The sequence below is a fragment of the Bryocella elongata genome (genome assembly GCF_900108185.1).
GTDB lineage: Bacteria > Acidobacteriota > Terriglobia > Terriglobales > Acidobacteriaceae > Granulicella > Granulicella elongata.
Genome location: NZ_FNVA01000007.1, coordinates 257,733 through 282,809, shown reverse-complemented (window position 1 = coordinate 282,809; position 25,077 = coordinate 257,733). Strand labels below are relative to the sequence as shown.

Sequence of the window (25,077 nt, the reverse complement as noted above, 5' to 3'; positions counted from 1 at the left end):
TTTATTGGGGCTACGGCGATGGGGAGGCCTGCGGACGTGTTCGGGATCGCGCTGCGATACCCTAGGAGGACCGCTGACTACTTCCCTTCTCAGGAGACAACATGCGCCTCCCCTCCGTTCGTCTTGCTGTGCTCGCCGCTGCGGCGATGCTTGTGGCTCCCTATGCTCGTGCGCAGCAGAAGCCGTGGCCGATTCGGGCGGTGGTGATCGCCACGTTTGAGGTGGGCAAGGACACAGGCGATGTTCCGGGTGAGATGCAGTTTTGGGTGGAGCGTGAGCACCTGGACGAGGTGGTGGACTTTCCGGGTGGAGCGAACCTGCCTCCGGGACAACATGCGCTGCGCACCAACAAGGAGCACACCATGCTCGGCATGTTGAGCGGGACGACGCTGGTGAACGCGACGGCGAGCATGATGGCGCTGGGGCTCGATCCACGATTTGATCTGAGCCACTCGTACATCCTGATCAACGGCATCGCGGGCGTGGATCCGAAGTGGGGCTCGATTGGGTCGGCGGCGTGGGCTCGGTATGTGGTGGGCGATGTGGTGCGCGAGATCGATCCGCGCGAGATGCCGAAGGACTGGCCGTATGGCTGGTTTCCGACGGGAGCGACGCGGCCGAATCCGCCGAGCACGGATGCGCCGACGTGGCACCGCTCCAACCTGTATCCGATGAACGTCAAGCTGGCGGAGTGGGCGTATGCGCAGACCAAGGACCTGAACCTGGGCGATGACGAGAAGGTGAAGGCGTTTCGCGAGCAGTATGTGGGCTTTCCGAATGCGCAGAAGCCGCCGTTCGTAGGGCTGGGCGAGAGCTTTGCCAGCGACTACTACTGGCATGGGGCGATCATGAACCAGTTTGCCGAGGACTGGACGCGGATGTGGACCGACGGCAAGGGCGTGTTCGCGATGACGGAGATGGAAGACTCGGGCTTCATGGGGGCGATCGAGCGGCTGGGGCCGCTGCATCGCGTGGATGCGAAGCGGGTGATGGTGCTGCGGACGGGATCGAACTTCGATATGCCGCGGCCAGGGCATGAGCCGGTGGAGTCGTTGACGGCGCCGTACATCGGCGGCAAGCTGGCGCTGGAGTCGGCGTGGCTGTGCGGGTCTACCGTGCTGCACAAGCTGATGGCCGATTGGCCGAAGTATTACGCGCAGGTCCCGGGCGAATAGGCGCTACAGGCTTCCGAGTTACTTAAGGAAGAACGAATCGAGTGCCAAGGCTGCATAGATACAGGCTCCGGTCAGGATCGTGTCCCGCACCCTTGACTTGGGGAAAGGCTTGTCCAACGCCCAGCCCAACAGCCATGACAACGCTACGCCCGCGGCGATCACAAGAGATGCTCTCAGCCAAGTTTCGTGCATAGCGGCCATATTCTCATGCCAGTATGCAGAGTACAAGACCTGCAAACCAGACCGGGGCAACAGCACGGGGCCTGAACAAAATACCTTGACGCATCCCAGCGCTATCCGCTAAACAGCCAACATGGCAGAGTTCGAACGGCAAATTTTCGAGTTCGATCCGGAGAAGGCCTCTGCCAACCTCAAGAAGCATGGGGTCTCCTTCGCGGAGGCCATGACCGTGTTCGATGACCCGCTGGCTTCGACCCTTCCTGACGATCAGCATTCTGAGGACGAGTGCCGTTTCATCACAGTCGGGGCGTCTTCGCGCAGCCGCATTCTTTTTGTCGTTTAAACTGACAGCATCTCCGGCATCCGGATCATCGGTGCCCGCGCTGCCACCGCAGCCGAGATCAAACAGTATGAAGAAATCCCCTGAACTCGATCCTCTCGCACAGCGCCCGGATCTCGACTTCAGCAAAGGTGTGCGCGGCAAGCATCATGCCCGAATGCAACAGGGGACGAATGTCGTGCTGATTGCGCCGGACCTATTGGAGACGTTCCCGGACTCCGAGGCGGTCAATGACGCGCTCCGCAGCTTGAAGAAGATCGCTGATCGCGCCGAGCGCGCATAGCCACTTCACCCTCGAACCAATAGACGCTCATACATCTCAGCGGTGTCCGCGTCGAAGCAGACGAACTCGACGCGTTCGATGTCGGCTGCGTTCTCGCGGCAGGTGTTGATGGCGAGCTCGGCGGCTTGGTCCTTTGGATAGCCATAGATTCCGGTGGAGATGGCGGGAAAGGCGATGCTCTTCGCCCCATGCTCGCGGGCGAGGTCCAGGCAGGAGCGGTAGCAGCTGGCGAGGAGTTCGGGCTCGCCATTGTTGCCTCCGCGCCAGACGGGGCCGACGGTGTGGAAGATCCATTTTGCCGGGAGGCGGAAGCCAGGCGTCGCCTTTGCTGAACCGGTCTTGCAACCGTGCAACAGGCGGCAGGCGTGGAGGAGATCGGGGCCGGCGGCTCGGTGGATGGCGCCATCCACGCCACCGCCGCCGAGCAGTGAACTGTTGGCTGCGTTGACGACAGCGTCGACGGGGCGCCTGGTGATATCGCCGCGCACCATGAGCAGTTCGGGCATGCTTTGTCTTCTACCCTCTCCGGGCCGGGCGCTCGGTCCCGGCCGGCCGTAACGGGATGAAACCAGTATCCTTCCGGGCCCTTTTTCAAAAAGTCCCTGCACAGGATTTCCAGCGGGAATCCGCGGGAATTCCGTGGGGTTTTCCTGAATGTTCACGAGACTTTCAAGGTGGCGATGATGGGGCAGGACTAGGCTGGGTTCGCTCTCCCTCATCCTCTGTATGAAAGTGAACCACTGACATGGCTACCAGCCCTGTGACAGATCCAGTAGACGCATTGCTCGAAGAGCCCCAAGGATCGCTGCTTGATACGAAGTTTGCGCACAGCTCGCCCGGCAAGTGGGGCGTCATCGGCTTCGCCGCTGCGCTGCTTGCGGGTGTGATTTACATCGGCGCCAAGCTTTCGGCGGACCTGTCGGTGGTGCACTCGGCGAATGTGCTTCCGTTCCTGCTGCTGGGCATTGCGCTGTTCATCGCGCTGGGCTTTGAGTTTGTCAACGGCTTCCACGACACGGCGAACGCGGTGGCGACGTGCATCTACACGCACTCGCTGGAACCGCATGTGGCGGTGGTGTACTCGGGCGTGCTGAACTTCATCGGCGTGCTGCTGAGCTCGGGCACGGTGGCGTACTCGATCGTGCAGCTGCTGCCGGTGGAGCTGATTCTGAAGGTGAGCTCGGGCTCGGGCTTCGCGATGGTGTTCGCCCTGCTGGTCGCGGCGATCCTGTGGAACCTGGCGACGTGGTGGAAGGGTCTTCCCGCGTCGAGCTCGCACACGATGATCGGTTCGGTGATCGGCGTGGGCGTGGCGAACCAGCTGATTCACGGCCGCTCGGGGGTGAGCGGCGTGGATATGGAGCAGGTGACCAAGGTCTTCAAGGCGCTGCTGGTTTCGCCGCTCGTAGGCTTCGTGCTGGCCGCGCTGCTGTTCATGCTGTTCAAGCTGGTGGCGCGCGATCCGCGGCTCTACAAGGCTCCTGAAGGCACCGAGCCGCCGCCGTTCTACATCCGCCTGCTGCTGATCGGTACGTGCGGCGGTGTGAGCTACTTCCACGGTTCGAACGACGGGCAGAAGGGCATGGGCCTGATCATGCTGATCCTGGTCGGCACGGTACCGACGGCCTACGCTCTGAACCACACGGTGAGTGCGAAGGACGTGCAGACGTTCTCGGCGGTCTCCACGCAGACGCAGAATGTGCTGCACAACTACGAGACGGTCGGCGTGACAATCGGCGATGCTTCGGCCGAGCTGGAGCGCTACGTTGCGGAGAAGAAGGCTGAGCCGCAGACGGTGCTGGCGCTCGAGCAGATGATCGGCGACATCCGCAACGAGGCCCAGGGCTATGGCTCGCTGGCTTCGGTTCCTCCCGAGATGCAGGCGAACGTCCGCAACCAGATGTACCTGACGAGCGCGGCTGCCGGGCTGCTGGCCAAGAACGGCCCGAAGATGACCGCTGACGATGCGAAGGTGCTCTCGAACTATCGCGGCTACCTGGACCGCTCGACCAAGTTCATCCCGACCTGGGTGAAGGTGGCTGTGGCGCTGGCGCTGGGCCTGGGCACGATGATCGGCTGGAAGCGCATCGTGATCACGGTGGGCGAAAAAATCGGCAAGACGCACCTGACGTATGCGCAGGGTGCGGCGGCCGAGATCACGGCGATGCTGACGATCTGGGCGGCGGACACCTACGGCGCACCGGTCAGCACGACGCATGTGCTGAGCTCGGGTATCGCGGGTTCGATGGCGTCCAACGGAAGCGGACTGCAGATGTCGACGGTGCGGAACATTGCGCTGGCGTGGGTCTTCACGCTTCCGGCGGCGGCGCTGCTTTCGGCGGGTCTGTACTTTGCCTTCAACAAGCTGGCTGGCGGCTAGTCGAAGTTGCACCACCCCAGCAACCTGTTCCAGTGTCAAGGGCGGCCGATGGCCGCCCTTGTTGCTTTTGCAGGGGATGTTGAATTCGCGGGCGAAATTGGCGCGGGCCAGACGATACACTCGTTAGTGCACACGCATGAGCCTGAAATCCAAGATTGAAGCCGTCATCTACGCCTCCGAGGAGCCCGTAACGCTGGTCCAGCTGATTGGGCTGCTGAGCGAGGAAGCCCAGGCGGAGCTGGACGCCATCGCCGCACGACAGTCGCAGCTGGCGCTGGATGATGCCCCACCCCCTGTCCCTGCTGCCTCTGCGGCTCACGTTGACCCGTCGGACGAGGCCGATGATGAATCGACGAATGCGCCCGATGCGGAGGCGCTGAATGCCGAGGTTCTGGACGCCGAGGTACCGGAGGCCGAGGCGCAAGAGGCTTCTCCCGAGACGGAGGCTTCTCCCGAGGCGGAGGCTTCTCCCGAGACCGAGTCCGTCGCTGAGGCGGAGGTGGAGGACGCTGACAGCATCGCGGAATCCGATCCCGCCGGCGATGCCGATGCGGAGGAAGATGCCGCCGAGGCTGCGGAGGTCGACGAGCTGGTGGCAGAGGACGTTGAGCCTGCCGAAGCGACGGAGCCTGCGGTCGAAGCAGAGGGTGGCGCAGAGGCCGCTCCGGCGCCCAATGAGGGTGAAGCAGCTCCCGAAGAGATTGAGCCCGAGAATGAGGCTGAGGCCCGGCTTGCAGCTGTGGCTCCGCTGATGGAGCTGCGCCAGCCTACCCCGGAAGAGGACGAGATCTCGGCGAAGGCCTGGGCGCGGGCCAAGGAACGCGAGCTTCGGAACTACCTGCGATCGCTGGTGGACCAGCTGATTGCGGAGTACGCCAACTCTGACCGGGGCATTGAGATTCGTGAGGTTGCTGGAGGGTTTCGCTTCTCCACCAAGCCGGAGTACCACGACGCGGTGCGCGGGTTTATCAAGTCTCTGAAGCCGCCGATGAAGCTCTCGCTGCAGGCCCTGGAGACGCTGGCGGTGATCGCGTACAAGCAGCCGGTGACGGCGCCGGAGATCAGCGAGATTCGTGGCGTGGATTCGGGCGGCGTGGTCGGCTCTCTTATCGCGCGCAAGCTGGTGACGACGGCAGGCCGCAAGCAGGTGATCGGGCGGCCGATCCTGTACAAGACGACCAAGGACTTCCTCGTCCGCTTTGGCCTGAAGGACATCAACGAGCTTCCAAGCATCGAAGAGTTTGAGAAGATGGCCGGCGAGCTGGCCGACTTCGAGCCGACGCAGGAGGAGATTCCGATGGACGTCGTGGGAGATGCCGAAGAGGCCGACAAGGCTGCGATCCGCGAGGCCGCGGAGAATGCCGAGCCGATGGCGGACGAGCACGAGGCGCAGGCCGATGGTGTTCCGGATGCGGAGAGCGAAGAGCCCGAGCCTGGCGTGGACGAAGGCTCTGAGGCCGAAGAGGAAGCCATCGACATCGACGCGGATGAGAAGCCGGAAGAGCACTCCGAGCTGCCTGCGGAAGGCGCCGAAGAGATTGCTGCGGAGACCGCCAGCGAGCCTGAAGCCTCCTTCAACGTGGACGCGGACGTGGATGCGGACATTGATGCCGATCTGAAGCCGTTTGAACATGCGGAGCTCCCGGCCGAGGGCTCGGACGAGGCTTCGAGCGAAGAGACCGAAGGCAAGGAGTAACGTCCTACCGCGATGGTGCGGTACGTAACGACTGCACGGAGACCTCGTTCTTCTCAGACTGGTGAGTCTGTAGAGGAGCGAGGTCTTCAAGGTTTAAGGTGCGAGTTTGGGTTGCGGGCGATTCCCTCCTGCACGATTGCGGTGATAGCGTAAGCAGCATGTCGCCGCCCCGAGTTTCTTCCGCGGACAAGAAGCCGTCGCAGTCTCCCGAACAGATCGCGGAAGCGATCATCGCATTCCTTGCGGCGCAGGCTGGCGCCTCAGTTCTCGAAGATGGCAAGGTTGCCTTCGACCTGAGCACGGCGCAGTACAAGCTCTCCACCGAACATGGCCGTTGCACGCTGCACCTGTGGAGCGGCGAGCGCAGTGTCGTTCGCACGGTGGTTGCTGCGGAAGCGCATGGTGAGTCGTTGAAGCTGACCACGCAACGGCTGGGGCAGGCGCAGACGAAGCGCATGGAGTTGGTGGCCGCGCAGGATGCACGTGCGACGAAGCGCAGCCCTACGGCGCGGGATCGCGCGCGGCGAGAATATCAGCGAAGCGTGGAACGCATGTTGCCGCGGTACTTTCCGGATTGGGAGCCCGAGGGCCTGCGCACGGCGATGGACCTCGAGCGCAGCTTTGGGCCGGCGTACCTGCGGGGGTCGCTGGTGCGTGGATCGCAGGCGTGGGCGCTGGTCGCCGTCAGCGAGCTGGAGAGCATGGCGATCATCGATGGCGCGCTGACGGTGGGCATCCTGTGGCTGGATCATTGTCGCGAACATGGTGCGGGCCGCATGCAGTACGACGGCTTGAGGCTGATCGTGCCGCGTGGTGCGGCGATGCTGACCGCAGCCCGGATGGCCTGGCTGAATGCGAAGATCGCGCGGTGGGAGTTGTGGGAGCTCGATCGAGCGAGTGAAGAGCTGGTGCAGCGCGACCTCGAGGACCGGGGGAATTTGCGCACGCGGCTGATTCATCGTCCTGACGAACGCGCCGCGCAGGAGCGGTTTGCCAGCGCCGTGGCGGAGGTGATGGAGCTTGTGCCGCAAGGCGATGCCGAGCGTGTGGAGCAGCATCTGCGCAGCTCGACGGAGCTGGCGTTTCTGCTGCACGGTCTGGAGTTTGCACGGGCTCGTGTCGAGGTTGCTGCCACCGGGTTTTCGCATACGTTGAAGCTGACGGTGGGTGTGGGCGCAAGCGAGACGGAGCTTACGTCTGCAACGCACGAGGATCTGCGCGGGCTGGTTGCGGACCTGTTCGCGCGGCGGTGTGCAGGGATGCCTGCGGTCGACTTTGGTGCGCGGCGGGGTCAGCTGAGTGGGCGCATTGGCTCTGCAGCGAAGACGGAGGCTGCGCACTCGCGCATGAACCTGGGGACAACGGCGGGCAAGCGACGCATCCCTACGTCACAGGATCCGTTGTATCGCGCAGCACCCGAGAAGTGGCTGGAGAGTGTGCTGCGTGCGGACCTGAAGCCGCTGACGCGTGGGCTTGCGTCGCGGCCGGAAGCACGTGCGACATCACGAGCCACGGCACGCAATGCCAATGATCATGCGGATCTCGAAGCTGATACTCGAGGCAATCGCGCGGATGCAGATGGGGCTCGCGAGGTGAAGGCTGGTCACGCGTGGCCGAATCTTCGTGCGCGTGCGGCGCAGAAGGCGGGGATCATTCCGCGGCTGGATCCGCAGCACCTGTACTCACAGGTTTCGGCGATTGCGGGCGCGGGCGATAAGGGGTTGCTTGATCTGCTGGGTGTGACCCATGACGGACGACTTGCAGTAATCGAGATCAAGGCTGACGACGATATGCACTTTGCGCTGCAGGGGCTCGACTACTGGATTCGCGTGCGGCATCATCACGCGACTGCGCCCGATGCAGCGACGGGCATGGGTGAATTTCAGCGAAATGGGTACTTTCGCGAGGTGGAGTTATCGCCGATGGAGCCGCGGCTGTTCCTGGTGGCTCCCGCATTGCGGATTCATCCGGCGACAGAGACGGTGTTGCGGTATCTGTCGCCGCGGGTGGAGTGGGAGCTGCTGGCACTGGATGAGCGATGGCGGCAGCAGGTGCGCGTGGTGTGGCGGCGGGGGAGCAAGCAGGTCTGATTGTTGGCCTCATGTCTCCTGTGAAGGCTGATTCGGCGCGTAAAAGCAAGAATGTCGATTGAGTTTTGGGTTCTGAGTCTTGAGATACGAGTCGCCAGATGCCAGTCCCCCGGAGCTCTGCGACCTTCGGCAAAATCGCAAAAATCCCAACAGTTAACGGTTTGCGGTGGAGGACTCGTAGCGACTATGCTTGCTGCGATGAAACTCTCACGCAGATCCATGCTGATGGGCGCTGGCGCTGTCGGTGCTACGTCGATGATGAAGTCCCGTGCCTTGCTGGCGCAGACGGGCGCACCTGCGGGAGCGCCGGATGCGTATGCGCAGCCGAGGCCCGATCTTGCGGGGCCGGTGCTTCCGACGTGGGAGAGTGTGCGCGATCACTATGCGACGCCAAAGTGGTTCAACCCGGCGAAGGTGGGGATCTTCATCCACTGGGGTGTGTACACGGTGCCGGCTCATGGCAGCGAGTGGTATCCGCGTTACATGTATACGACCGATGTGAAGTGGCATACGGAGCACTACGGTTCGCCGGACAAGTTCGGGTACAAGGACTTCATCCCGATGTTCAAGGGCGAGCACTTTGATGCGGACGAATGGGTGACGCTGTTCAAAGAGGCAGGAGCGCGGTATGTGTGTCCGGTGGCGGAGCATCACGATGGCTTCGCGATGTGGGACTCGGCGCTGACGCCGTGGTGTGCGGGCAGGATGGGGCCAAAGCGCGATGTGATCGGCGAGATGGCGAAGGCGATTCGCAGGCAGGGGCTGACGTTTGCCTGCTCGACGCACAGGATGGAGCACCACTGCTTTATGTATCCCGCGCCGGGTGTGCCGAACGATCAGTTCGATCCACGCTGGGCCGGCTTCTATGGGCCGCCTATCGATGAAGGCATGAACGGGCCGCATGCGAGCGCGGCGTTCCAGGAAGATTGGCTCGCGCGCATCCAGGAGCTGGTCGACAAGTACCAGCCCGAGATGCTGTACATGGACAATGGTGTGAACCCACGGGAGTATGACCCAATCAAGCTGCGGGCCGCGGCGTGGCTGTTCAGCCGAGCGAAGGAACAGGGCTACGAGACGACCATGTGCACGAAGCAGTGGGCGTACCTGTTCGGCAATGTGTATGCGGCGGAGAGCAGTGGCGGCGCGCCGCAGTGGATCTATCCGGGGGCGTGGCAGTGCGACACGCCGATCGGAAATTCGTGGGGCTACATCGACGGACTGCGGGTCGCAGACGGGTACCAGCTGGTGAACCAGCTGCTGGCGATTGTGAGCTGTGGCGGGAACTACATGCTGAACGTTTCGCCGCGTGCGGATGGCGTGATTCCTGACGATCAGCGCGCGTCGCTGCACGTGATGGGAGAGTGGCTGAAGCGCAACGGCGAGGGCATCTATGACTCGCATGCGTGGGTGGTGCCGGGCGAAGGACCGCATGTGCCGCAGCAGGCGCCGCAGGACTGGCGTGGGTATCCGACGGCGATGGATATGCCGCGCATCAAGCGGGACAAGTATCCCGAGCGCAATCCGACCAGCGCGGATTTTCGTTTTACGCATAAGCCGGGAGCGGTTTATGCGTTTGGCTTGAAGGTGCCGGAGACGCATGAGGTGAAGCTGTTCACCTTCCGCAAGGGTGGTGCGAAGATTGAGAGCGTGTCGCTTGTGGATGGTGGGAGGCCGCTGAAGTTCCGGCAGACGGAGGAGGCGCTGGTGATCGAGGCTCCGCTGGAGGCGTTGGCGAAGGACATGCCGTATGGGTTGAAGCTCGAGGGCAGCGTGGCGATCTGAAGGTGGCTCCATCGAAAGACGCGCGACATTTCACAGCGGGGTTCGAGGTGGCGTGATAGCGTATTTTTCTGCCTGAAGATACGGGCGGAATCGATTGAGCGAGAGGAGCATGACCATGGGACTTCTGGAAGAGCTTGCAGGAGCAGCAGCAGCGGTTGAAGGCGCGAAGAAGCTGGACCCGGATGCGGGCATCATCACCGAGGGCGTCGCTGCCATCGCAGGGTTCGAGGGTGTTGAGGCAATCACCAACCACTTTGAAGAGAAGAAGGAAGAAGAACAGCAGTAGGGCTGTTTGAACTTCGCTATGCAAAGGCTGCCAACCCGGCAGCCTTTGTGTTTTCCGGGGCAGCTTTTGCGTGACGGAAGTTGATTCCGGGATTCGGTGGAGATCGGATGCGTCGTGGCCGCTGCGATTGTCATCGAACGAGGTACAAGGAGAAATTTTCCGATGGCGACAACGACGGCAGTAGCGAAGACATTCAAGCTGGGCGGCGAGTTGGAGATTCACCGGCTGGGTTATGGCGCGATGCGCATTACGGGTGAGGGCATCTGGGGGCCACCGGCTGACCCTGAAAACGCGAAGGCTGTGCTGCGGCGCGCGGTGGAGCTGGGTGTGGACTTTATCGACACGGCAGACAGCTATGGCCCGGCCGTGAGCGAGCCGCTGATCGGCGAAGCGCTTGCGCCCTACAGCAAGGGCACCATCATCGCGACCAAGGGCGGCCTAACGCGGCAAGGGAAGAACAAGTGGCTGCCCGTGGGACGGCCCGAGTACCTGACGCAGCAGGCGGAGATGAGCCTGCGGTACCTGAAGAAGGAGACGATCGACCTGTGGCAGCTGCATCGCATCGATCCGAAGGTGCCGGTGGAGGAGTCGCTGGGCGCGGCGGTGAAGCTGAAGGAGCAGGGCAAGATCCGGTTCATCGGGTTGAGCGAAGTTTCGGTTGCGGAGATCGAGCAGGCTCGCAAGGTGACCGAGATTGTGAGCGTGCAGAACGAGTACAACATCAGCAATCGCAAGAGCGAGGCGGTGATGGAGTACTGCACGAAGGAAGGCATCGCGTTTATCCCGTGGTTCCCGGTTGCGAGCGGCAAGCTGGCTGCGCCCGGTGGCAAGCTCGACGAGATCGCGAAGAAGCATGATGCGACGGTGTCGCAGCTCTCGCTGGCGTGGCTGCTGCATCGCTCGCCGGTGATTCTGCCGATTCCGGGGACGAGCTCGATTGCGCATCTTGAGGAGAACCACAAGGCGCAGGATGTCGTACTGAGCGAGGATGAGATGGCGGAGCTGGAAGCGGCTGCGAAGTAAGTGACGCAATGAAGACGACGGCCCCTTCCGGCGTGGAGTGGGGCCGTTGCATTTCCTCTGCAATCGCTATGGAGAAACTGTGGAAGAGTTGAAGCTTGAAGCAAAGACGACGGCGCTGGTGATCATCGATCTGCAGAATGCGATTATGGCGCGGGACACGAAGCCTTACGCGCCCCTTGCAGTGGCAGCGAATGCGGCAAAGCTGGCAGCGGCGTTGCGTGGAGCCGGTGGGACTGTGGCGTATGTGCATGTGCTGCTCAACGAGGTGCAGCGGCTGCCTGCAGACCGCGCGGTACCTGCGCCTGCGGAGCCCTTGCCGGCGACGGCGTGGGCGATTGTGCCGGAGGCTGGGATGCAGGCTGGCGACCTTGACATTGCGAAGCGCAGCTGGAGCGCCTTCACGGGCACGAGCCTCGATCAGCAGCTGCGGCGCAAGGGGATTCGCACGATCGTGATGGCGGGCGTGGCCACGAACATCGGTGTGGAATCGACGGCACGCGCCGCGCAGGAGCTGGGCTACGAGCTGGTGTTCGCGGAGGACGCGATGACGTCGCTCAGCGAGGCTTGGCACAAGTTCTCAACCGAGAACATCTTCCCAATGATGGGCAAGGTGCGGTCGAGTGCGGAGATCGCGGCGGCGATTCACTAGGCTTCCGCGGAAGACAGTGTTCCGGTCCAAGGATGCGGTTCGACCCGCCCTATGGAGGGTTTCGAGCCAGCGCGTCCATGGCTAGAATCTCTGCATGAGGCGGGTCGTCATCACCGGGCCACCGCCCGTGCAGATACTCGATGTTGCGGGGCCTCTGGAGGTCTTTGCCAACGCGCCGGGGTACGAGGTGCAGCTGGTGTCGGCGGATGGTTCGGGCTCGTTGCGAACGAATCGCGGCGTTGGCATGGGACCAGCGCTGGCGCTCGCAGACTGCACGGGGCCAATCGATACGTTGATCCTTGCGGGAGGACCGGGTGCCGAGGATGGGACGTACGATCCGGCACTGATGCAATGGATCGCTGCAGCGGCTACACGCAGCAGGCGCGTCGCGTCGATCTGCACCGGGGCGTTTGTGCTCGCCGAGGCTGGTCTCCTCGATGGCAAAGAGGCTGTGACGCACTGGAGATTCTGCGACCGCCTGGCGCAGGAGTATCCCAAGGTGCAGGTGCGGCAGGATCCGATCTACGTGCGGGACGGCTGCACGTATACGTCGGCTGGAATCACCGCGGGCATTGACCTTTCGCTGGCTCTGGTTGAAGAGGACCACGGGCACCAGGTGGCGTTGCAGATCGCGCGCTTCCTGGTGATGTTCCTCGTAAGGCCCGGAGGACAAGCGCAGTTCAGCCACATGCTCTCGCACCAGGCGAGCGCTTCGCTGCCGCTGCGGGAGCTGCAGGTGTGGATGCTCGAACATCTGCGCGAGCCGATGACGGTCGAGTCGCTGGCGGAGCGGCTGGGCGTGAGCGCACGCCACTTCACGCGGCTCTGTCTTCGCGAGACCGGCATGAACCCGGGGCAGTTTGTCGACCGGATGCGGGTGGAAGCCGCGCAACAGATGATCGACAACTCCAACAAGGGATTGAAGGAGGTTGCGGATGCCTGCGGGTTCAACACGGCGGAGGCGATGCGCCGAGCGTTTACGCGGGTGCTGGGAGTTACAGCCGCCGAGTATGCGAGCCGCTTTCGGCGATAGACGCACTCGTCGGAAGGTCGCGGAGCGGTGAAGCCGGATGTCCTAAATTGCAGCAACCGTGTCGTGGCGGCTGCGTGAGCGGAGGCCTAGCGTTGTGACTGTAAGCGATCCCCCAGGAGGGTCCGGACATGGCAACGACCGCTCAGCAAACCACCTCATCTTTTCGCGATGTCGCAGTTCCCCAGAGCACGCTCACGCAGCACATCACGGAGTTCATCCGTGACACGGAGACGGAGCTGCTCTTCAACCATTCCAGCCGGGTCTATCACTTTGCAGCGCTGGCCGGCGAGCGGCGTGGGCTCAAGTTCGATCGGGAGCTGCTCTATGCCGGAGCGATGTTCCATGACGTGGGGTTGATGCCCGCATATAGCAGCGCGACGGAGCGCTTCGAGGTCGATGGTGCGAACGCGGCGCGCTCGTTCCTGCAACAGCATGGAATCGACGCCGCAGAGATCGACCACGTTTGGACTGCGATTGCGTTGCACACGACGCCCGGCATTCCGCAGCATATGCATCCGCTGGTCGCGCTGGTGACGGCCGGCGTGGAGATGGATGTTCTGGGGATCGATTACCAGAACTTTGACGATGACGTGCGGGACGCGATCGTCGCGAAGTTCCCGAGGACGCCGCGTTTCAAGGAAGACATCCTGCAGGCGTTCTATGACGGCATCCAGCACAAGCCGGAGACGACGTTCGGCAACGTGAAGGCGGACGTGCTTGCGGACAAGGATCCGAAGTTCGTGCGTGGCAACTTCTGCTCGGTGATCCGCAACTCGGCGTGGATCGGGTAAGAAGCGCGGCTCTGAGAAAGACGATGGCGCGGCGGCCTGTTCAGGCGGCCGCGCCTTGTCGTGTGGTCATCCCCAGGATGCGGGCGTGGCAGCGAGCTCTTCATCGGGTTCGGGGGTGAAGTTTTCTTCAACACCGGAGGTCTCGGCAAGGCGGGCTCGTTCTTCGAAGAAGATCTCGATCCTGTCGATGACTTCAGCGCCGCGTTTGGAGTCGAAGATGCCGCGGCGCAAGGCCGCGCCGCCGGGGACGCCGTGGGTGAACCAGCTGGCGAACTGCTTCATCTTGCCGATGGCGTCGCGCTGGGCGGACTCGTGGTGGCGGCGGAGGCGCTTGGCTTCCTCGATCTGGGCTTCGGTGCCGGACTCGTCGTAGTCGGGGTTGGGGTGCTCGACGACCTCGGCCATGAGGCGATCGAAGTAGTCGCGGATCATGCGGTAGCGGTCGGCGTCGGTGGGGCGCGTGTAGCTGCCGACGCCGGTTGCAGCCTGTGACGCCGTGTACTCAGCGATCTGGCGGAAGATCCAGGGGTTGCCGGGGGCGGCGCGGCCGATCATGACGGCATCGCAGTGCGTGGCGGCGACCATAGCGACGGCGTCTTCGGGGGTGCGGATGTCGCCGTTGCCGATGACGGGGATCTTGACGGCGTCCTTGACGGAGGCGATCCACTCCCAGCGGGCTTCGCCGGCGTAGCCCTGCTCGCGGGTGCGGGCGTGGAGGGCGACGGCGTTGAGGCCACAGTCTTCCGCCATCTTCGCGAGCTCGACGCAGACGATGTTGGTGTCGTTCCAGCCCATGCGGAACTTGACGGTGAAGGGGATGTTGACGGCGGCGCGGACGGCCTCGAAGATGCCCTTGATCTTGGGGAGGTCGCGCAGGAGACCGGAGCCTCCGTTGCAGGCGACGACGCGCTTGGCGGGGCAGCCGAGGTTGAGATCGACGATGTCGAAGCCGGCGTCCTGGCAGACCTTGGCGCTTTCCGCGAGCGTGACGGGATTGGATCCGAAGAGCTGCGCGGAGATGGGGTGCTCGTCCTCGTAGTAGGTGAGGTAGCGCTTGCGCTTGGACTCGCGCATGCGGGAGAGGCCGTCGGCGGAGGTGAACTCGGTCATGATGAGGCCGCAGCCGGAGGACTCGTTCGACGCTGTCGCGTCGACCGAGGAGGGATTAGGGATTAGGGAACAGGGATTAGACGACGTACCTGACGCACCCGGGTTCGTGGCATACATGCTCGCGTTCTTGATGAAGCGGCGGAAGACGGTGTCGGTGACGCCGGCCATGGGGGCGAGCACGGTGGCGGGGGCGATGCGCACGGGGCCGATGTGGAACTCGGCGGGGACGCGAGCGTCGGTGGGGAGGCTGCGAGCCTCGGCGGCGAATTCAGATGTCCAGCGCTTGTCCATGGGTTCCAGATGCGAGATACGAGATGCGAGATACCAGATGCCGGCGGGTGACCGCGGGGTGCGGCGTCGGGGTGCGGGTGGAGACGGCCCGCGCGGCCATCCCTGTCTCTTCCAGTTTATCGCCGGTGGAGGTAGCGTGGCCCGGTTGGGGGAGGAGAGCGGTTGCGGTGTACTGGATCGATGCATTTCCGGGAAATTTGCTTTCTTTCGGCGAATTTAATCCATGGGACGCCGCAACTTTGCGTATTGGCCGGGTTGATGCCGGGAAGTATTCTCTGCAATTCAAGGAATACCGGTTGTTTCGGGCCCTGGTTCTACGGCGGAATCTTCGCCGCGGCGCGTCGCGCGTGTCGCCGGGTTGAGCTTGCAGGAGTGCCGCCGCGGCGGCCGACGGCGGGCCAAGGTCCGGCAGAGCGGTGAGGTGGCCGTCAGGGTCTGCCCACCGGGCGCCCCGTTCGTTGTGAGCGTCTTCAAAGGGTTTTGCCGTAGAGAAGTTCATTTCTGATTCGGGGGCTCGTCCATGAAACGCACGCTGTACCTCACACTTCTGGCGGTTGCGACCGTCACCTCCACCGCTGCCCGGGCCGACCAGCTTGTTCCTGCCGGTTCGGTGATTTCCTGCACGGTGGCCGAGAGCAAGATCTCCTCTAAGACCGAGCACGTGGGCGACCCCGTGCTTTGCACCCTGGGCCACACCGAGGCCTATGGTCGCGGGTCGTTTCCCTATGGGAGCTACCTCATCGGGCACTTTGCGGCGTTCAAGGACCCCGGGCATTTCGTGGGCAAGGGCTGGATGGAGCTGGACTTCGACCGCATGGTCGTGCAGCCGGACACCATTGTGCCGATCAACGCACGGGTGATCCAGGCGGCAAACTACAAGGTGGATGACCTGGGCCGGATCGACGGCAAGGGCCACGCGGTGAAGGACGTGGTGACGTGGCTGATCCCGGTGCTGTGGCCGATCGACCTGATCAACCTGCCGCGGCGCGGACCTCGCCCGGTGCTGAAGCCGGAAGACAAGCTGACGCTGAAGGTGATCGACGACTTCGGCATCCCGACGCCGCAGGAGAACGCGGTGCGCAACCCGGCGATTGCGAGCCGCGTGACCTCGGATGAGCCGACGTACCAGGACTACCAGTCGCCGCAGCTGCAACGGAGGCCGATGTACCAGGAGCCGGCGCCGGTGCAACAGGCGTACCAGCAGCAGCCTCAGTATGCGCCACAGCCGCAGCAGTATTACGCACCGCCGGTGCAGTACGCTCCGCGGCCGCAGTACCAGCAGCCGGTGGTGGTGAACAACTACGTGCAGCAGGCTCCAAGGCCGATGTACCAGCGTCCGCCGGTGGTGTATGCCTATCCGCCTCCGCCGCCGGTGGTAGTGGCGGCCCCCTATCCGTATGGATATCGCATGGGGCCGTACGGACCTTACTAGGAACGAAGTGGATCGAAACAGCAAGGCCTCCGCGGATGCGGAGGCCTTGCCGTTTGTGGCTGTCAGCGGGCGATGCGTGAGGCTGAGGACTTCTTTGCCGAGAACTTCTTTGCGGCCAATTTCCTGGCGGCGCGCGGTTTTGCCGGAGTGACCGGCAGCGACTCCACGTAGAGCTGGGCCGCGCGGAGGAGCTTGAGCGTGGTGGCGGACTCGGGATCGGGGACGACGGCCCACTCCCGCATGGAGCGCTGGCCCATGCAGAGCGGCTTGGCCATGCCAGCCTCGATGAGCTCCGCGATGCGTGGCTGGGGAAGCTTCAGCGCGAGATGACCTTCGCGCGTGATGAAGCAGAAGACCTTGCTGCGGTCGGTCTCGAAGGAGGCGTGGCCGAACTTCCAGCTGACCTCGCCGTCAAACTTGCCCTGCAGCCGCATCGCCACCGACTGGCGGAGGGTGAGGCCGTCTTCCATGGGCTGGGGTGTCTTCGGTTTGCGAGCGGGAGCCATGCGGACATAGTAAAAGGCCTCCGCGGGTGCGGAGGCCTTTTGTGTGAATCGAGTTGCGAAAGCTGCTTACTTGGTGGTGGCGGCGGCCTTCTTGGCTTCGGTGTCCGCGAACTTGCGGCGGAAGCGCTCGATACGGCCGGCGGTGTCGACCAGCTTCTGCTTGCCGGTGAAGAAGGGGTGGCAGGCGGAGCAGATTTCGAGGACGATGTCGCCCTTGTGGGTGGAGCGCGTCTTGAAGTTGGAACCGCAAGCGCACTTCACGGTGATTTCGTCGTACTGGGGGTGAACTCCCTGCTTCGGCATGATGTTTCCTTTTGAGGGCAGAGCCCTCGTGCTAACCCGCCCGAGAACGGCCCGCTTGCATCGACGTCGCCCGGAGGAGTCACGGTACGAGAGGAGCGATGCATCGGATTCCTGACGCGCTCGGAGCTTGGACCGCGTCTCATCGCGGCCTCAGGCGCTCTTTCTAGTTTAGCAGATGCCGGAGGAATGAGAAGGACTCAGGCGGGCCCAAGCAGCGGCGGCGTGTCGGGATCCTTGAGGGCGATGCCGGTGGCGTGAAGGCGCTGGGCCTCGCGGAGGTAGTGGGCGATGCGGGCGGCGGCTTCGGCGTAGCTGAGGCCCTCAGCCCGGATGTTGGAGATGCAGTTGCGCTCGGAGTCGGCGCGGCCGGGGCGGGGGTTCCAGGTGAGGTAGGCGCCGAGGGAGTCGGGTGAGCTGAGGCCGGGGCGCTCGCCGATCAGCATGACCGTGATGCGCGCGCCCAGGGCCTCGCCGATGGCGTCGCCGAGGGCTACGCGGGCGTTGGTGGCGATAACGACAGGGATTCGGGGGGAGGGATTAGGGATTCGAGAAGCGAGGGCGTCGAGGAGCGGGAGGGCGTGGCGCTCGACGGCGAGGGCGGAGAGGCCGTCGGCGAGGATGATGGCGAGGGTTGGGGACTCGTGGGACCCCGCGGGCATGCTGCGAACCCACGTCTCAGAGTCGAGACTTGGGGCACCCGGATGGGTGGCAAGCCGGCGGCCGAGGTCGGGACGGCGGAGATACTCGCTGCGGTCGCGGGCGGCGCTGTGAACGGTGATGGCGGGGATGCCGCGCTCGCGGAGGCCGCGCTCGAGCATGGGCACGTCGAGGGTGGCGTGGACGGCGTCACGGGCGAGGGCGTGATCGAGCTGGAAGCGGAGGTGTTCGGCCACGGGCACGGCGTCGCCCGTGCGGCCGAGGGCGATGCGGGCGGTGGTGGTGGGCGGCTGGCGGTTGAGGCTGCTGGGCATCGAGACAGGTTGTGATCGAGTTTCGGGTTCTGAGCCGCGAGTTGTGGGTTTTCGTGGGTGAGTTGGGGTTCAGGTCCCAGTTGGCCAGTTGCCAGATGCCAGAGGGAGCAGGGCTGTGGGATTGGGGCCAAGGCGCTTCAGGTCTTCGAAGTGCGGGCTCGCGAGCCAGGCTTCGAATTCGGGTGCGGGGCGGAGGTTGAGGGTGCGGCGGAGGTAGAGGGCGTCGTGGAAGCTCGTGGACTGGTAGTTGAGCATCACGTCGTCGGCTCCGGGGACGCCCATGATGTAGTTGACGCCGGCGGCTCCGAGCAGCGTGAGCAGAGTGTCCATGTCGTCCTGGTCGGCCTCGGCGTGGTTGGTGTAGCAGACGTCGCAGCCCATCGGCAGGCCGAGGAGCTTGCCGCAGAGGTGGTCCTCGAGGCCGGCGCGGAGGATCTGCTTGCCGTCGTAGAGGTACTCCGGCCCGATGAAGCCGACGACGGTGTTGACGAGGAAGGGCGAGAAGCGGCTGGCGACCGCGTAGGCGCGGGCCTCGAGGGTCTGCTGGTCGCAACCGTGATGGGCTTCGGCGGAGAGGGCGCTGCCCTGGCCGGTCTCGAAGTAAAAGAGACAGGGATTAGGGATTAGGGAATAGGGATTAGGCGTTGGCTGCGAGGGGTTGCGGTGGAGGGATGCGGCCATGGATTCAGCTTCGGCTAGGAGATCGAGCGTGATGCCGAAGCCTTTGTTGGCGAGCTCAGTGCCGGCGATGGACTGGAAGATGAGGTCAAGCTGGGCCTGGGTGCCTGCGGCTGCGGCCTGTTCTATGGCTCGCATTTGAGTCGTCACATGCGCTAGGACGCAGCTCTGCGTGGGGATGGCGAAGCGCTCGCGGACGTGCTCGATCATGGCGAGGAGCTTGAGTACCGACTGCGGGCTGTCGGAGGCGGGGTTGATGCCGATGACGGCGTCGCCGGAGCCGAGCAGCAGGCCGTCGAGGATGGAGGCGGCTATGCCTGCGGGGTCGTCGGTGGGATGATTCGGCTGCAGGCGTGTGGAGAGTCTTTGTTTGAGACCTACCGTGGTACGGAAGCGGGTGACGACCTCGCACTTGCGGGCGACGGCGATGAGGTCCTGCACACGCATGAGCTTGGAGACGGCGGCAACGATCTCCGGCGTGAGGCCGGGGGCGAGCGCGGTCAGCCTGTCGGTGGTGGCGTCGTCCGAGAGCAGCCAGTCGCGGAGCTCGCCGACGGTGAGGCCGGCGATGGGGGTGAAGGCGGCTTGAGCCGCGGAGGTCGCGTGGGTGTCGACGATGAGGCGGGTGACGTCGTCGGCCTCGTAGGGGATGAGGAGGTCTTCGAGGAAGGCGGCGAGGGGAACGTCGGCGAGGGCGTGCTGGGCGATGGCACGGGCTTCCGAGCTTTCTGCGGCGAGGCCGGCGAGCTGGTCGCCGGAGCGCAGGGGCGAGGCCTTCGCGAGCAGCTCGCGGAGGTTTGCGAAGGTGTGGCGCACGCCGCGGAGGGTGATGTCGTATGGCATCGCTTGCGGCGATTGTAGCGTGGAGAACAGCGGGCTGCGCCCGTCCGCGGCGCATCGCGCAGGGTGCGGCTTCGCCGTTGGCGCTGCTCGTTCGCGGGTTCTTTGCTATGCCGGGAAGCGGTCGCCGTGGCTGGGTGGCTGGCTGATGACGAGGATGCGGAGGTCGGCGGGGCCGTGGTTGGCGGCCTGGTGCGCGAGGCCGGGGGCGATCTCGATTCCCTTCCCTGCGGGCACGGTGAAGGTATCGCCATCGACCTCCATGGTCAGTTCGCCGGCGAGGACGTAGAAGAGCTGGCGGGCGATCTTGTGGAGATGGCGTGCCTCGGTGACGCCGGGCGGGAGGAGCTCTTCGATGACGTGCAGGCCGGGCTGCTTGACGAGGAACCAGCCGTCGGCCTGGTCGGCGTTGGGGCCGCCCCAGCGGTAGTGCTCGGCGGTGGTGGCTGAGATTACTTGCGTCAGCATATGGCTTGCCTAAATTGAAAACTCGTACCGATGAGCCTGGATAAAGTCAGTCAGGAGGGCGCTGAGATTATCTGGATAGGTATAGAACTCTGTATCGAGCTCATTCAGCGAATCTCGAACCTCGCTCGTCAGACCGTTCACGATCTCCCGTCGGCGATCCTCGATCGCGTAATCCTCCGGGAGTATGGCAACAGCCGTAAGCGCTCGGTCCACGAGGGACGCACAACGGTTTGCGCCAATAGCGCGCAATGCGTCCGGTGCCTCCGGCGCGTGCTCTCCCGAGAGATTGTAGAAATATTGCCAGAATCCTCCGTTATTGACTTCGGCCTCCAGTTCCCAAAGCAAAGTAAACACACGCTGGGCTGACGACTGCTCAGAGTAGGAGAGCCGCGAGAGCGACGTCTCGACGGCGAACAAAAGACCTTCGCTCATAGATCCTCTCGGGTAGCGATTTGCTAGACATCTTAGCGCGTGGTGCTCTTGATTCCGTGCGGGGATGCACATCAGGTCGCGCTTTGCCACAACGATCCACATCCCCATCGCCCACTCGTCAAACTGCGATACTGGTAGCTGGAGTTGGGTTGCGATGGAAGCTGTGTGCGAGATCTGCGGTGGAGCTGGGTTGCGGCTGGTGGAGCGGCCAGATGGGTCGCGTGCGGCCACCGAGTGTCGCTGCCGGATCGAGCGGCGGGCGCAGCGGCGGATTGAAGCCGCGCACCTGCCGGATCGCTACATGGACTGCACGCTGGAGGACTACGACACGCAGTTCCCTTCCGCGGACCGGTCGCTGGCGATGGCGCTGAACATCGCGAAGAACTTTGTGGACGGCTACCCGGTGGCGACCGACCGGACGGGGCTGATGTTTGTGGGCACTCCGGGGCTGGGCAAGACGCATCTGGCGGCGAGTGTGCTGCGAGGGCTGATCGTGGAGCGCGGCGTGCGCGGGTTGTTTGTGGATTATCGCGACCTGCTGAAGCAGGTGCAGAACAGCTATGACCCGCGCGTTTCGGCGACGGAGCTGAGCATCCTGAAGCCGGTGTTTGAGGCCGAGGTGCTGGTGATCGATGACCTGGGAGCTTCCAAGCCGAGCGAGTGGGTGTTCGATACGGTCGCGCACATCCTGAACACGCGCTATAAGGACCGGCTGACGACGATCGTGACGACGAACTACACGAACGCCCCGGAGACGAACCGCGATGTGCTGGCGCAGATGACCGACGCGCAGCGGGTGATGAGCGATCGCACGCTGGGCGATCGCGTGGGCAACCGCGTGCTCAGCCGCCTGCAGGAGATGTGCGTGGTGGTGGAGATGCGCGGCGTGGACTTCCGGCGGACGGTGAAGCGGGCGGACTTTGGGCGGGCATCGCGCGGCGTGGCGTCCATGGTGGCGCCAGCGCATGCGGTTCAGCCGGCGGCTCCAGCTCGGCCGGCGCAGCGGTTTCCCGCCCCTGTAGCGGCGGTGGTTCCGCAGCCTGCAAATGCGGAGCCCGCAGTGGTGGAAGACGAGTTTATCCTCAAGGCAGACGGCAGCCTGGATATTCGGCGTGCGGCGACGGAGAGCAGCCATGCTCCCGTGGGACGCGCGCGGCTGGGCCGCTTTGCAGCAAGGCACCAGCCACGCGACGATGAACGTCAGTAGGATGGTGCAGGAGCAGGACGGGCCGATGAACGGAAGCGACAAGAACAGGATGTTTGAGCCAGGCACCTCCCCAATGTTTGCGACTCCGAGAACCGAGCAGCGTAGCTTTCCGACGACAGCGGTGGCGATTGCCGCTGCCGCGGTGGTGTTCCTGGTGACGGCGCTGGTGCTGCTGGGGCGGCACAGCGAGGCCGTGGATGCGAATCTGAAGACCTTGCAGCCCGCGGCGGCCTATGCTGCGAGCCTGCCGGTTACAGGGCTGGCGATGAGCGAGTCGACGAGCTTTTCCGGCGCGAAGCAGCTGTACATCGATGGGCACATCGCGAACAACGGAAGCTCGACCGTGACGGGCGTGACGGTGCAGGTGGTCTTTGGGAATGTGGTGGGGAATGCGCCGCACATCGAGACGGAACCGATGATGCTGATTCGCGCGCGTGAGCCCTACATCGATGTGGAGCCGGTAAACGCAGCGCCCATCGCGCCGGGCAAGAGCGCGGACTTCCGCCTGACCTTTGAGAGGGTAGACCCGAACTGGGACCAGCAGATGCCGGAGATCCGGCTGGTTCGCGTGGGGAAGAAGTAGGGAGAGGCAGTGAGTAAAGGGCAGTGAGTAGTGAGTAGTGGTCTCCTCTCTACTCACTGCCCCCTATTCGCTAGCACTATCGCGCCACTGCGGTGTGGATCGCCAGCAGAGACTCCAGCACAGACTTCATATGGTTGAGATGCAGGGCGTTCGCGCCGTCGGACTTGGCGTCGGCGGGGTCGTCGTGCGTCTCGAGGAAGATGCCGTCGATGCCGGCGGCGACAGCGGCGCGTGCGAGCACAGGGATGAACTCGGGCTGGCCGCCGGAGACTCCGTTGGCCGCGCTCGGGGTCTGGACGGAGTGGGTGCCATCGAAGATGACCGGAGCGAAGCCTCGCATGATGGGCAGCGAGCGCATGTCGACGACGAGGTTGTTGTAGCCGAAGCTGGCGCCGCGCTCGGTGAGGCAGACGCGGGCTGTGGCGTTGGCCAGGGCGGCGGTGTCCGCGATCTTCTCGACCGCGTGCCGCATGTCGCTGGGAGCGACGAACTGGCCCTTCTTCACGTTGATGGCGCGTCCGGTCTCGGCAGCAGCGATGAGCAGGTCGGTCTGGCGGCAGAGGAAGGCGGGAATCTGGAGCAGCGCTTCAGCGGGACCAAGGGCGTCGGACGCCTGCTTTACCTGCTCGGGGGTGTGGACATCGGTGAGGACGGGGAGGCCGTTGGATTCGGCGATGAGGCGCAGGATGCGGCAGCCTTCGTCGAGGCCGGGGCCGCGGAAGCTGCGGATCGAGGTACGGTTGGCCTTGTCATAGCTGGCCTTGAAGACGTACGGGATGCCGAGGTCGGAGGTGATGCGCTGGATGGCATCGGCCATCTTGCGCGCATGCTGTTCGCTCTCGATGACGCAGGGGCCGGCGATGAGGAAGAGCTTCGGTCCGCCGACGGTGATGGAGCCTAGTTGAAAGCTGCCAGTCATGGTGTTCCTTTCCAGGGGGGACTCGGGCGAAGACCCAGGCGTTCCCTCAGCGGCTCAAGCCGCATCGTAATCGCTACCTTTACGGCGGGACTGAAGTCCCGCCCCAACAAAACACCGCCCTGCCCCCCTGCAAGAGGCCGCGCTTGCAGAGCGGACACTGAACAGAGGAGCTCTAACGGCGATGGGCAGGGTGAATGGCCTGCCGCACATGCGAAAGCCCGCCACAGGATCGCGGCGGGCTTTCGGCTTTACTGACTCACTACGGTCTACTCACTCGCCCTTACGGATTGACCAGCGAGCTGGCATGCGAACCGTTGGCTACCGAAGCGATGCAGACGGGCTGCGTCGAGGTCGGGAACGGGGAGTCGACCACACCCGAGAGCTGACCGGTGTTGGCGCTGAGCTGGCCACCGGAGATAGAGCCGTCGAGGTAGTTGGAGGTGTAGAGGTAGATACCCAGGGCCGGCTCGATGGTGACGCAGGTAGGGCCGGTCTTGGTGGTGAAGCCCGAGGTCGAGGCGATGGTGCCCAGCGAACCGTTGGAGCTGTTGATCGAGAAGCCCGACACCGAGCCGCCGTTGTAGTTGGCGGTGTAGAGGTAGTCGCCGCGGGGGTCGATGGTGAGACCCACGGGGTAGGAACCGGTGGTGTAGGGGCTCGAGGTCAGCGGGGTCAGCGCACCGTTGGAGGTGAGCGCCGAGGAGTAGCCGATGACTTCGTTGGAGGTCTTGTCCGTCACGTAGACGAAGCGGCCGGTCGGATCGACTCCGATGGCGCTCGGCGTGACACCCGCCGCGTAGCCGGTGCAGGTGCTGGGCGTGGTCGCCGCGCAGGTGGAAGAGCCGGCGACGGTAAGCGCGCCGGTGGCAACGTTCTGCGTGAAGGCGACGACGGTCTGGTCACCCTGGTCGACGACGTAGACGAAGACGTTCTGGTGGCCGGAGCCGTAGGTACCGGTGCAGGCGGGGTTCGTGGAGCCCAGCGCAGCGTTGGGAGCGCAGGTGATCGCAGAGACCGCAACCGCGGCGGGATACATACCGAGGTTCATGTTGACGGCGGTACCGAGCGAACCATCCGAGTTGATCGGGAAGATGGTGAGGCCGCCGGGGCCGGTCGAGACCGGGGTGTAGGCCTTCTGGTACTGGTAGGTCACGTAGAGGAACTTGCCGGTGGTATCGACAGCCGCGGCGGTCGGATAGGTTCCGGTGATGTTGTACGTGTTCGAACCGTAGAGCTTGCCGTCGGTACCGATGGCGAACTCTTCCACCTCGGCGTTCTGGGTGCCGCCGATGAGGTAGAGGAACTTGTTGTTGGGGTGCGTGACCAGCGTGACGGGGTTGGTGAGCTGGCTGGGGAACGGCGAACCGTTGATCTGGGTGAGGACGCCGCTCTGGTAGTCGACGCCGTAAGCCGAGATCGACCCCGTGGTGTTTGAGGGAGCATAGACGTAGGCCGCCACGTAATCACGGCTGCATGCCGTGAATCCGAGGCTGACGGCCAGTGCGGCAGCCGCTGCCAGCGTGGGGCGAACCATCTTGTGGAACATCATGTGTTTCCCTTGCCTGGGACCGCCGCGGCGGCCCGTGGTGTACCCGGCCTGAAGACCGGGATGAAACAGATTCGGGAGGG

General features: G+C 64.0%; 25 protein-coding genes. 15 read left to right on the top strand and 10 right to left on the bottom strand.

Features of this window, described 5'->3' with window-relative positions; translation table 11 throughout:
- Positions 1-101: 101 nt before the first annotated feature.
- From C4S68_RS19295 to C4S68_RS19280, 3 genes are all read left to right on the top strand, one after another.
- Entirely contained in the window at positions 102-1,175 is a 1,074-nt protein-coding gene (locus tag C4S68_RS19295; RefSeq protein ID WP_235011720.1) for a purine-nucleoside phosphorylase, read from the top strand.
- 313 nt (positions 1,176-1,488) lie between these two features.
- Entirely contained in the window at positions 1,489-1,698 is a 210-nt protein-coding gene (locus tag C4S68_RS19285; protein WP_235011719.1) for a BrnT family toxin, read from the top strand.
- 67 nt (positions 1,699-1,765) lie between these two features.
- A complete protein-coding gene (locus C4S68_RS19280) occupies positions 1,766-1,978 on the top strand; it encodes a hypothetical protein (protein WP_103934736.1) in 213 nt (70 codons plus the stop codon).
- A 5-nt stretch (positions 1,979-1,983) separates the two neighbouring features.
- Here the strand turns inward: C4S68_RS19280 and C4S68_RS19275 are convergent, their stop codons facing one another.
- On the bottom strand, positions 1,984-2,484 hold the full coding sequence (locus C4S68_RS19275) for an O-acetyl-ADP-ribose deacetylase (RefSeq protein WP_103934735.1): 501 nt from the start codon (positions 2,482-2,484) through the stop codon (positions 1,984-1,986).
- A 239-nt stretch (positions 2,485-2,723) separates the two neighbouring features.
- Between C4S68_RS19275 and C4S68_RS19270 the strand changes: the two genes are divergently transcribed.
- The 9 genes from C4S68_RS19270 (at position 2,724) to C4S68_RS19235 (ending at position 13,708) form a co-directional block, all read left to right on the top strand.
- A complete protein-coding gene (locus tag C4S68_RS19270; protein WP_103934734.1) occupies positions 2,724-4,358 on the top strand; it encodes an inorganic phosphate transporter in 1,635 nt (544 codons plus the stop codon).
- A gap of 136 nt (positions 4,359-4,494) precedes the next feature.
- On the top strand, positions 4,495-6,054 hold the full coding sequence (scpB, locus tag C4S68_RS19265) for an SMC-Scp complex subunit ScpB (protein WP_103934733.1): 1,560 nt from the start codon (positions 4,495-4,497) through the stop codon (positions 6,052-6,054).
- Positions 6,055-6,212: 158 nt separating this feature from the next.
- Entirely contained in the window at positions 6,213-8,144 is a 1,932-nt protein-coding gene (locus C4S68_RS23435; protein ID WP_200821593.1) for a hypothetical protein, read from the top strand.
- 255 nt (positions 8,145-8,399) lie between these two features.
- Entirely contained in the window at positions 8,400-9,926 is a 1,527-nt protein-coding gene (locus tag C4S68_RS19255) for an alpha-L-fucosidase (RefSeq protein ID WP_160115246.1), read from the top strand.
- A 115-nt stretch (positions 9,927-10,041) separates the two neighbouring features.
- On the top strand, positions 10,042-10,212 hold the full coding sequence (locus tag C4S68_RS23430; protein WP_200821592.1) for a hypothetical protein: 171 nt from the start codon (positions 10,042-10,044) through the stop codon (positions 10,210-10,212).
- Between the two features lie 162 nt (positions 10,213-10,374).
- The gene (locus C4S68_RS19250; RefSeq protein ID WP_103934731.1) at positions 10,375-11,235 is read left to right on the top strand and encodes an aldo/keto reductase; all 861 of its coding nucleotides are present in this window, start codon (positions 10,375-10,377) and stop codon (positions 11,233-11,235) included.
- Positions 11,236-11,314: 79 nt separating this feature from the next.
- Entirely contained in the window at positions 11,315-11,884 is a 570-nt protein-coding gene (locus tag C4S68_RS19245) for an isochorismatase family protein (RefSeq protein WP_200821591.1), read from the top strand.
- Positions 11,885-11,978: 94 nt separating this feature from the next.
- A complete protein-coding gene (locus tag C4S68_RS19240) occupies positions 11,979-12,917 on the top strand; it encodes a GlxA family transcriptional regulator (RefSeq protein ID WP_103934730.1) in 939 nt (312 codons plus the stop codon).
- A gap of 128 nt (positions 12,918-13,045) precedes the next feature.
- Complete coding sequence (locus tag C4S68_RS19235; RefSeq protein ID WP_103934729.1) at positions 13,046-13,708, top strand: HD domain-containing protein; 663 nt, start codon at positions 13,046-13,048, stop codon at positions 13,706-13,708.
- Positions 13,709-13,774: 66 nt separating this feature from the next.
- On the opposite strand, the gene C4S68_RS19230 is transcribed toward C4S68_RS19235, so the two are convergent.
- Positions 13,775-15,109 (bottom strand): tRNA dihydrouridine synthase, encoded by a 1,335-nt coding sequence (locus tag C4S68_RS19230; protein ID WP_103934728.1) that lies wholly within the window; start codon positions 15,107-15,109, stop codon positions 13,775-13,777.
- A 520-nt stretch (positions 15,110-15,629) separates the two neighbouring features.
- Between C4S68_RS19230 and C4S68_RS19225 the strand changes: the two genes are divergently transcribed.
- Positions 15,630-16,541, top strand: a complete 912-nt coding sequence (locus tag C4S68_RS19225; RefSeq protein WP_103934727.1) for a hypothetical protein — start codon at positions 15,630-15,632, stop codon at positions 16,539-16,541.
- A 62-nt stretch (positions 16,542-16,603) separates the two neighbouring features.
- Here C4S68_RS19225 and C4S68_RS19220 read toward each other — a convergent pair whose 3' ends face one another.
- The 6 genes from C4S68_RS19220 to C4S68_RS19195 all read right to left on the bottom strand — a co-directional run bounded on the left by C4S68_RS19220 (position 16,604) and on the right by C4S68_RS19195 (position 20,739).
- A complete protein-coding gene (locus tag C4S68_RS19220) occupies positions 16,604-17,047 on the bottom strand; it encodes a hypothetical protein (protein WP_103934726.1) in 444 nt (147 codons plus the stop codon).
- Positions 17,048-17,113: 66 nt separating this feature from the next.
- Complete coding sequence (gene rpmE, locus C4S68_RS19215; RefSeq protein WP_103934725.1) at positions 17,114-17,350, bottom strand: 50S ribosomal protein L31; 237 nt, start codon at positions 17,348-17,350, stop codon at positions 17,114-17,116.
- A 197-nt stretch (positions 17,351-17,547) separates the two neighbouring features.
- Entirely contained in the window at positions 17,548-18,321 is a 774-nt protein-coding gene (eutC, locus tag C4S68_RS19210; RefSeq protein ID WP_103934724.1) for an ethanolamine ammonia-lyase subunit EutC, read from the bottom strand.
- 69 nt (positions 18,322-18,390) lie between these two features.
- Positions 18,391-19,842, bottom strand: coding sequence for an ethanolamine ammonia-lyase subunit EutB (locus C4S68_RS19205; RefSeq protein ID WP_103934723.1), 1,452 nt, complete (start codon positions 19,840-19,842; stop codon positions 18,391-18,393).
- Positions 19,843-19,947: 105 nt separating this feature from the next.
- Positions 19,948-20,307: a cupin domain-containing protein gene (locus tag C4S68_RS19200; protein ID WP_103934722.1), complete on the bottom strand. Its 360-nt coding sequence runs from the start codon at positions 20,305-20,307 to the stop codon at positions 19,948-19,950.
- 9 nt (positions 20,308-20,316) lie between these two features.
- Positions 20,317-20,739 (bottom strand): DMP19 family protein, encoded by a 423-nt coding sequence (locus C4S68_RS19195; protein ID WP_160115245.1) that lies wholly within the window; start codon positions 20,737-20,739, stop codon positions 20,317-20,319.
- Positions 20,740-20,893: 154 nt separating this feature from the next.
- Between C4S68_RS19195 and C4S68_RS19190 the strand changes: the two genes are divergently transcribed.
- A complete protein-coding gene (locus tag C4S68_RS19190) occupies positions 20,894-21,946 on the top strand; it encodes an ATP-binding protein (protein ID WP_103934720.1) in 1,053 nt (350 codons plus the stop codon).
- Positions 21,933-22,529 (top strand): DUF2393 family protein, encoded by a 597-nt coding sequence (locus C4S68_RS19185; protein WP_235011718.1) that lies wholly within the window; start codon positions 21,933-21,935, stop codon positions 22,527-22,529. Before C4S68_RS19190 ends, C4S68_RS19185 begins: the two co-directional genes overlap by 14 nt.
- A 76-nt stretch (positions 22,530-22,605) precedes the next feature.
- On the opposite strand, the gene kdsA is transcribed toward C4S68_RS19185, so the two are convergent.
- On the bottom strand, positions 22,606-23,448 hold the full coding sequence (gene kdsA / locus C4S68_RS19180; protein ID WP_103934719.1) for a 3-deoxy-8-phosphooctulonate synthase: 843 nt from the start codon (positions 23,446-23,448) through the stop codon (positions 22,606-22,608).
- A gap of 280 nt (positions 23,449-23,728) precedes the next feature.
- Entirely contained in the window at positions 23,729-24,997 is a 1,269-nt protein-coding gene (locus C4S68_RS19175; protein ID WP_103934718.1) for a lactonase family protein, read from the bottom strand.
- Positions 24,998-25,077 lie beyond the last annotated feature (80 nt).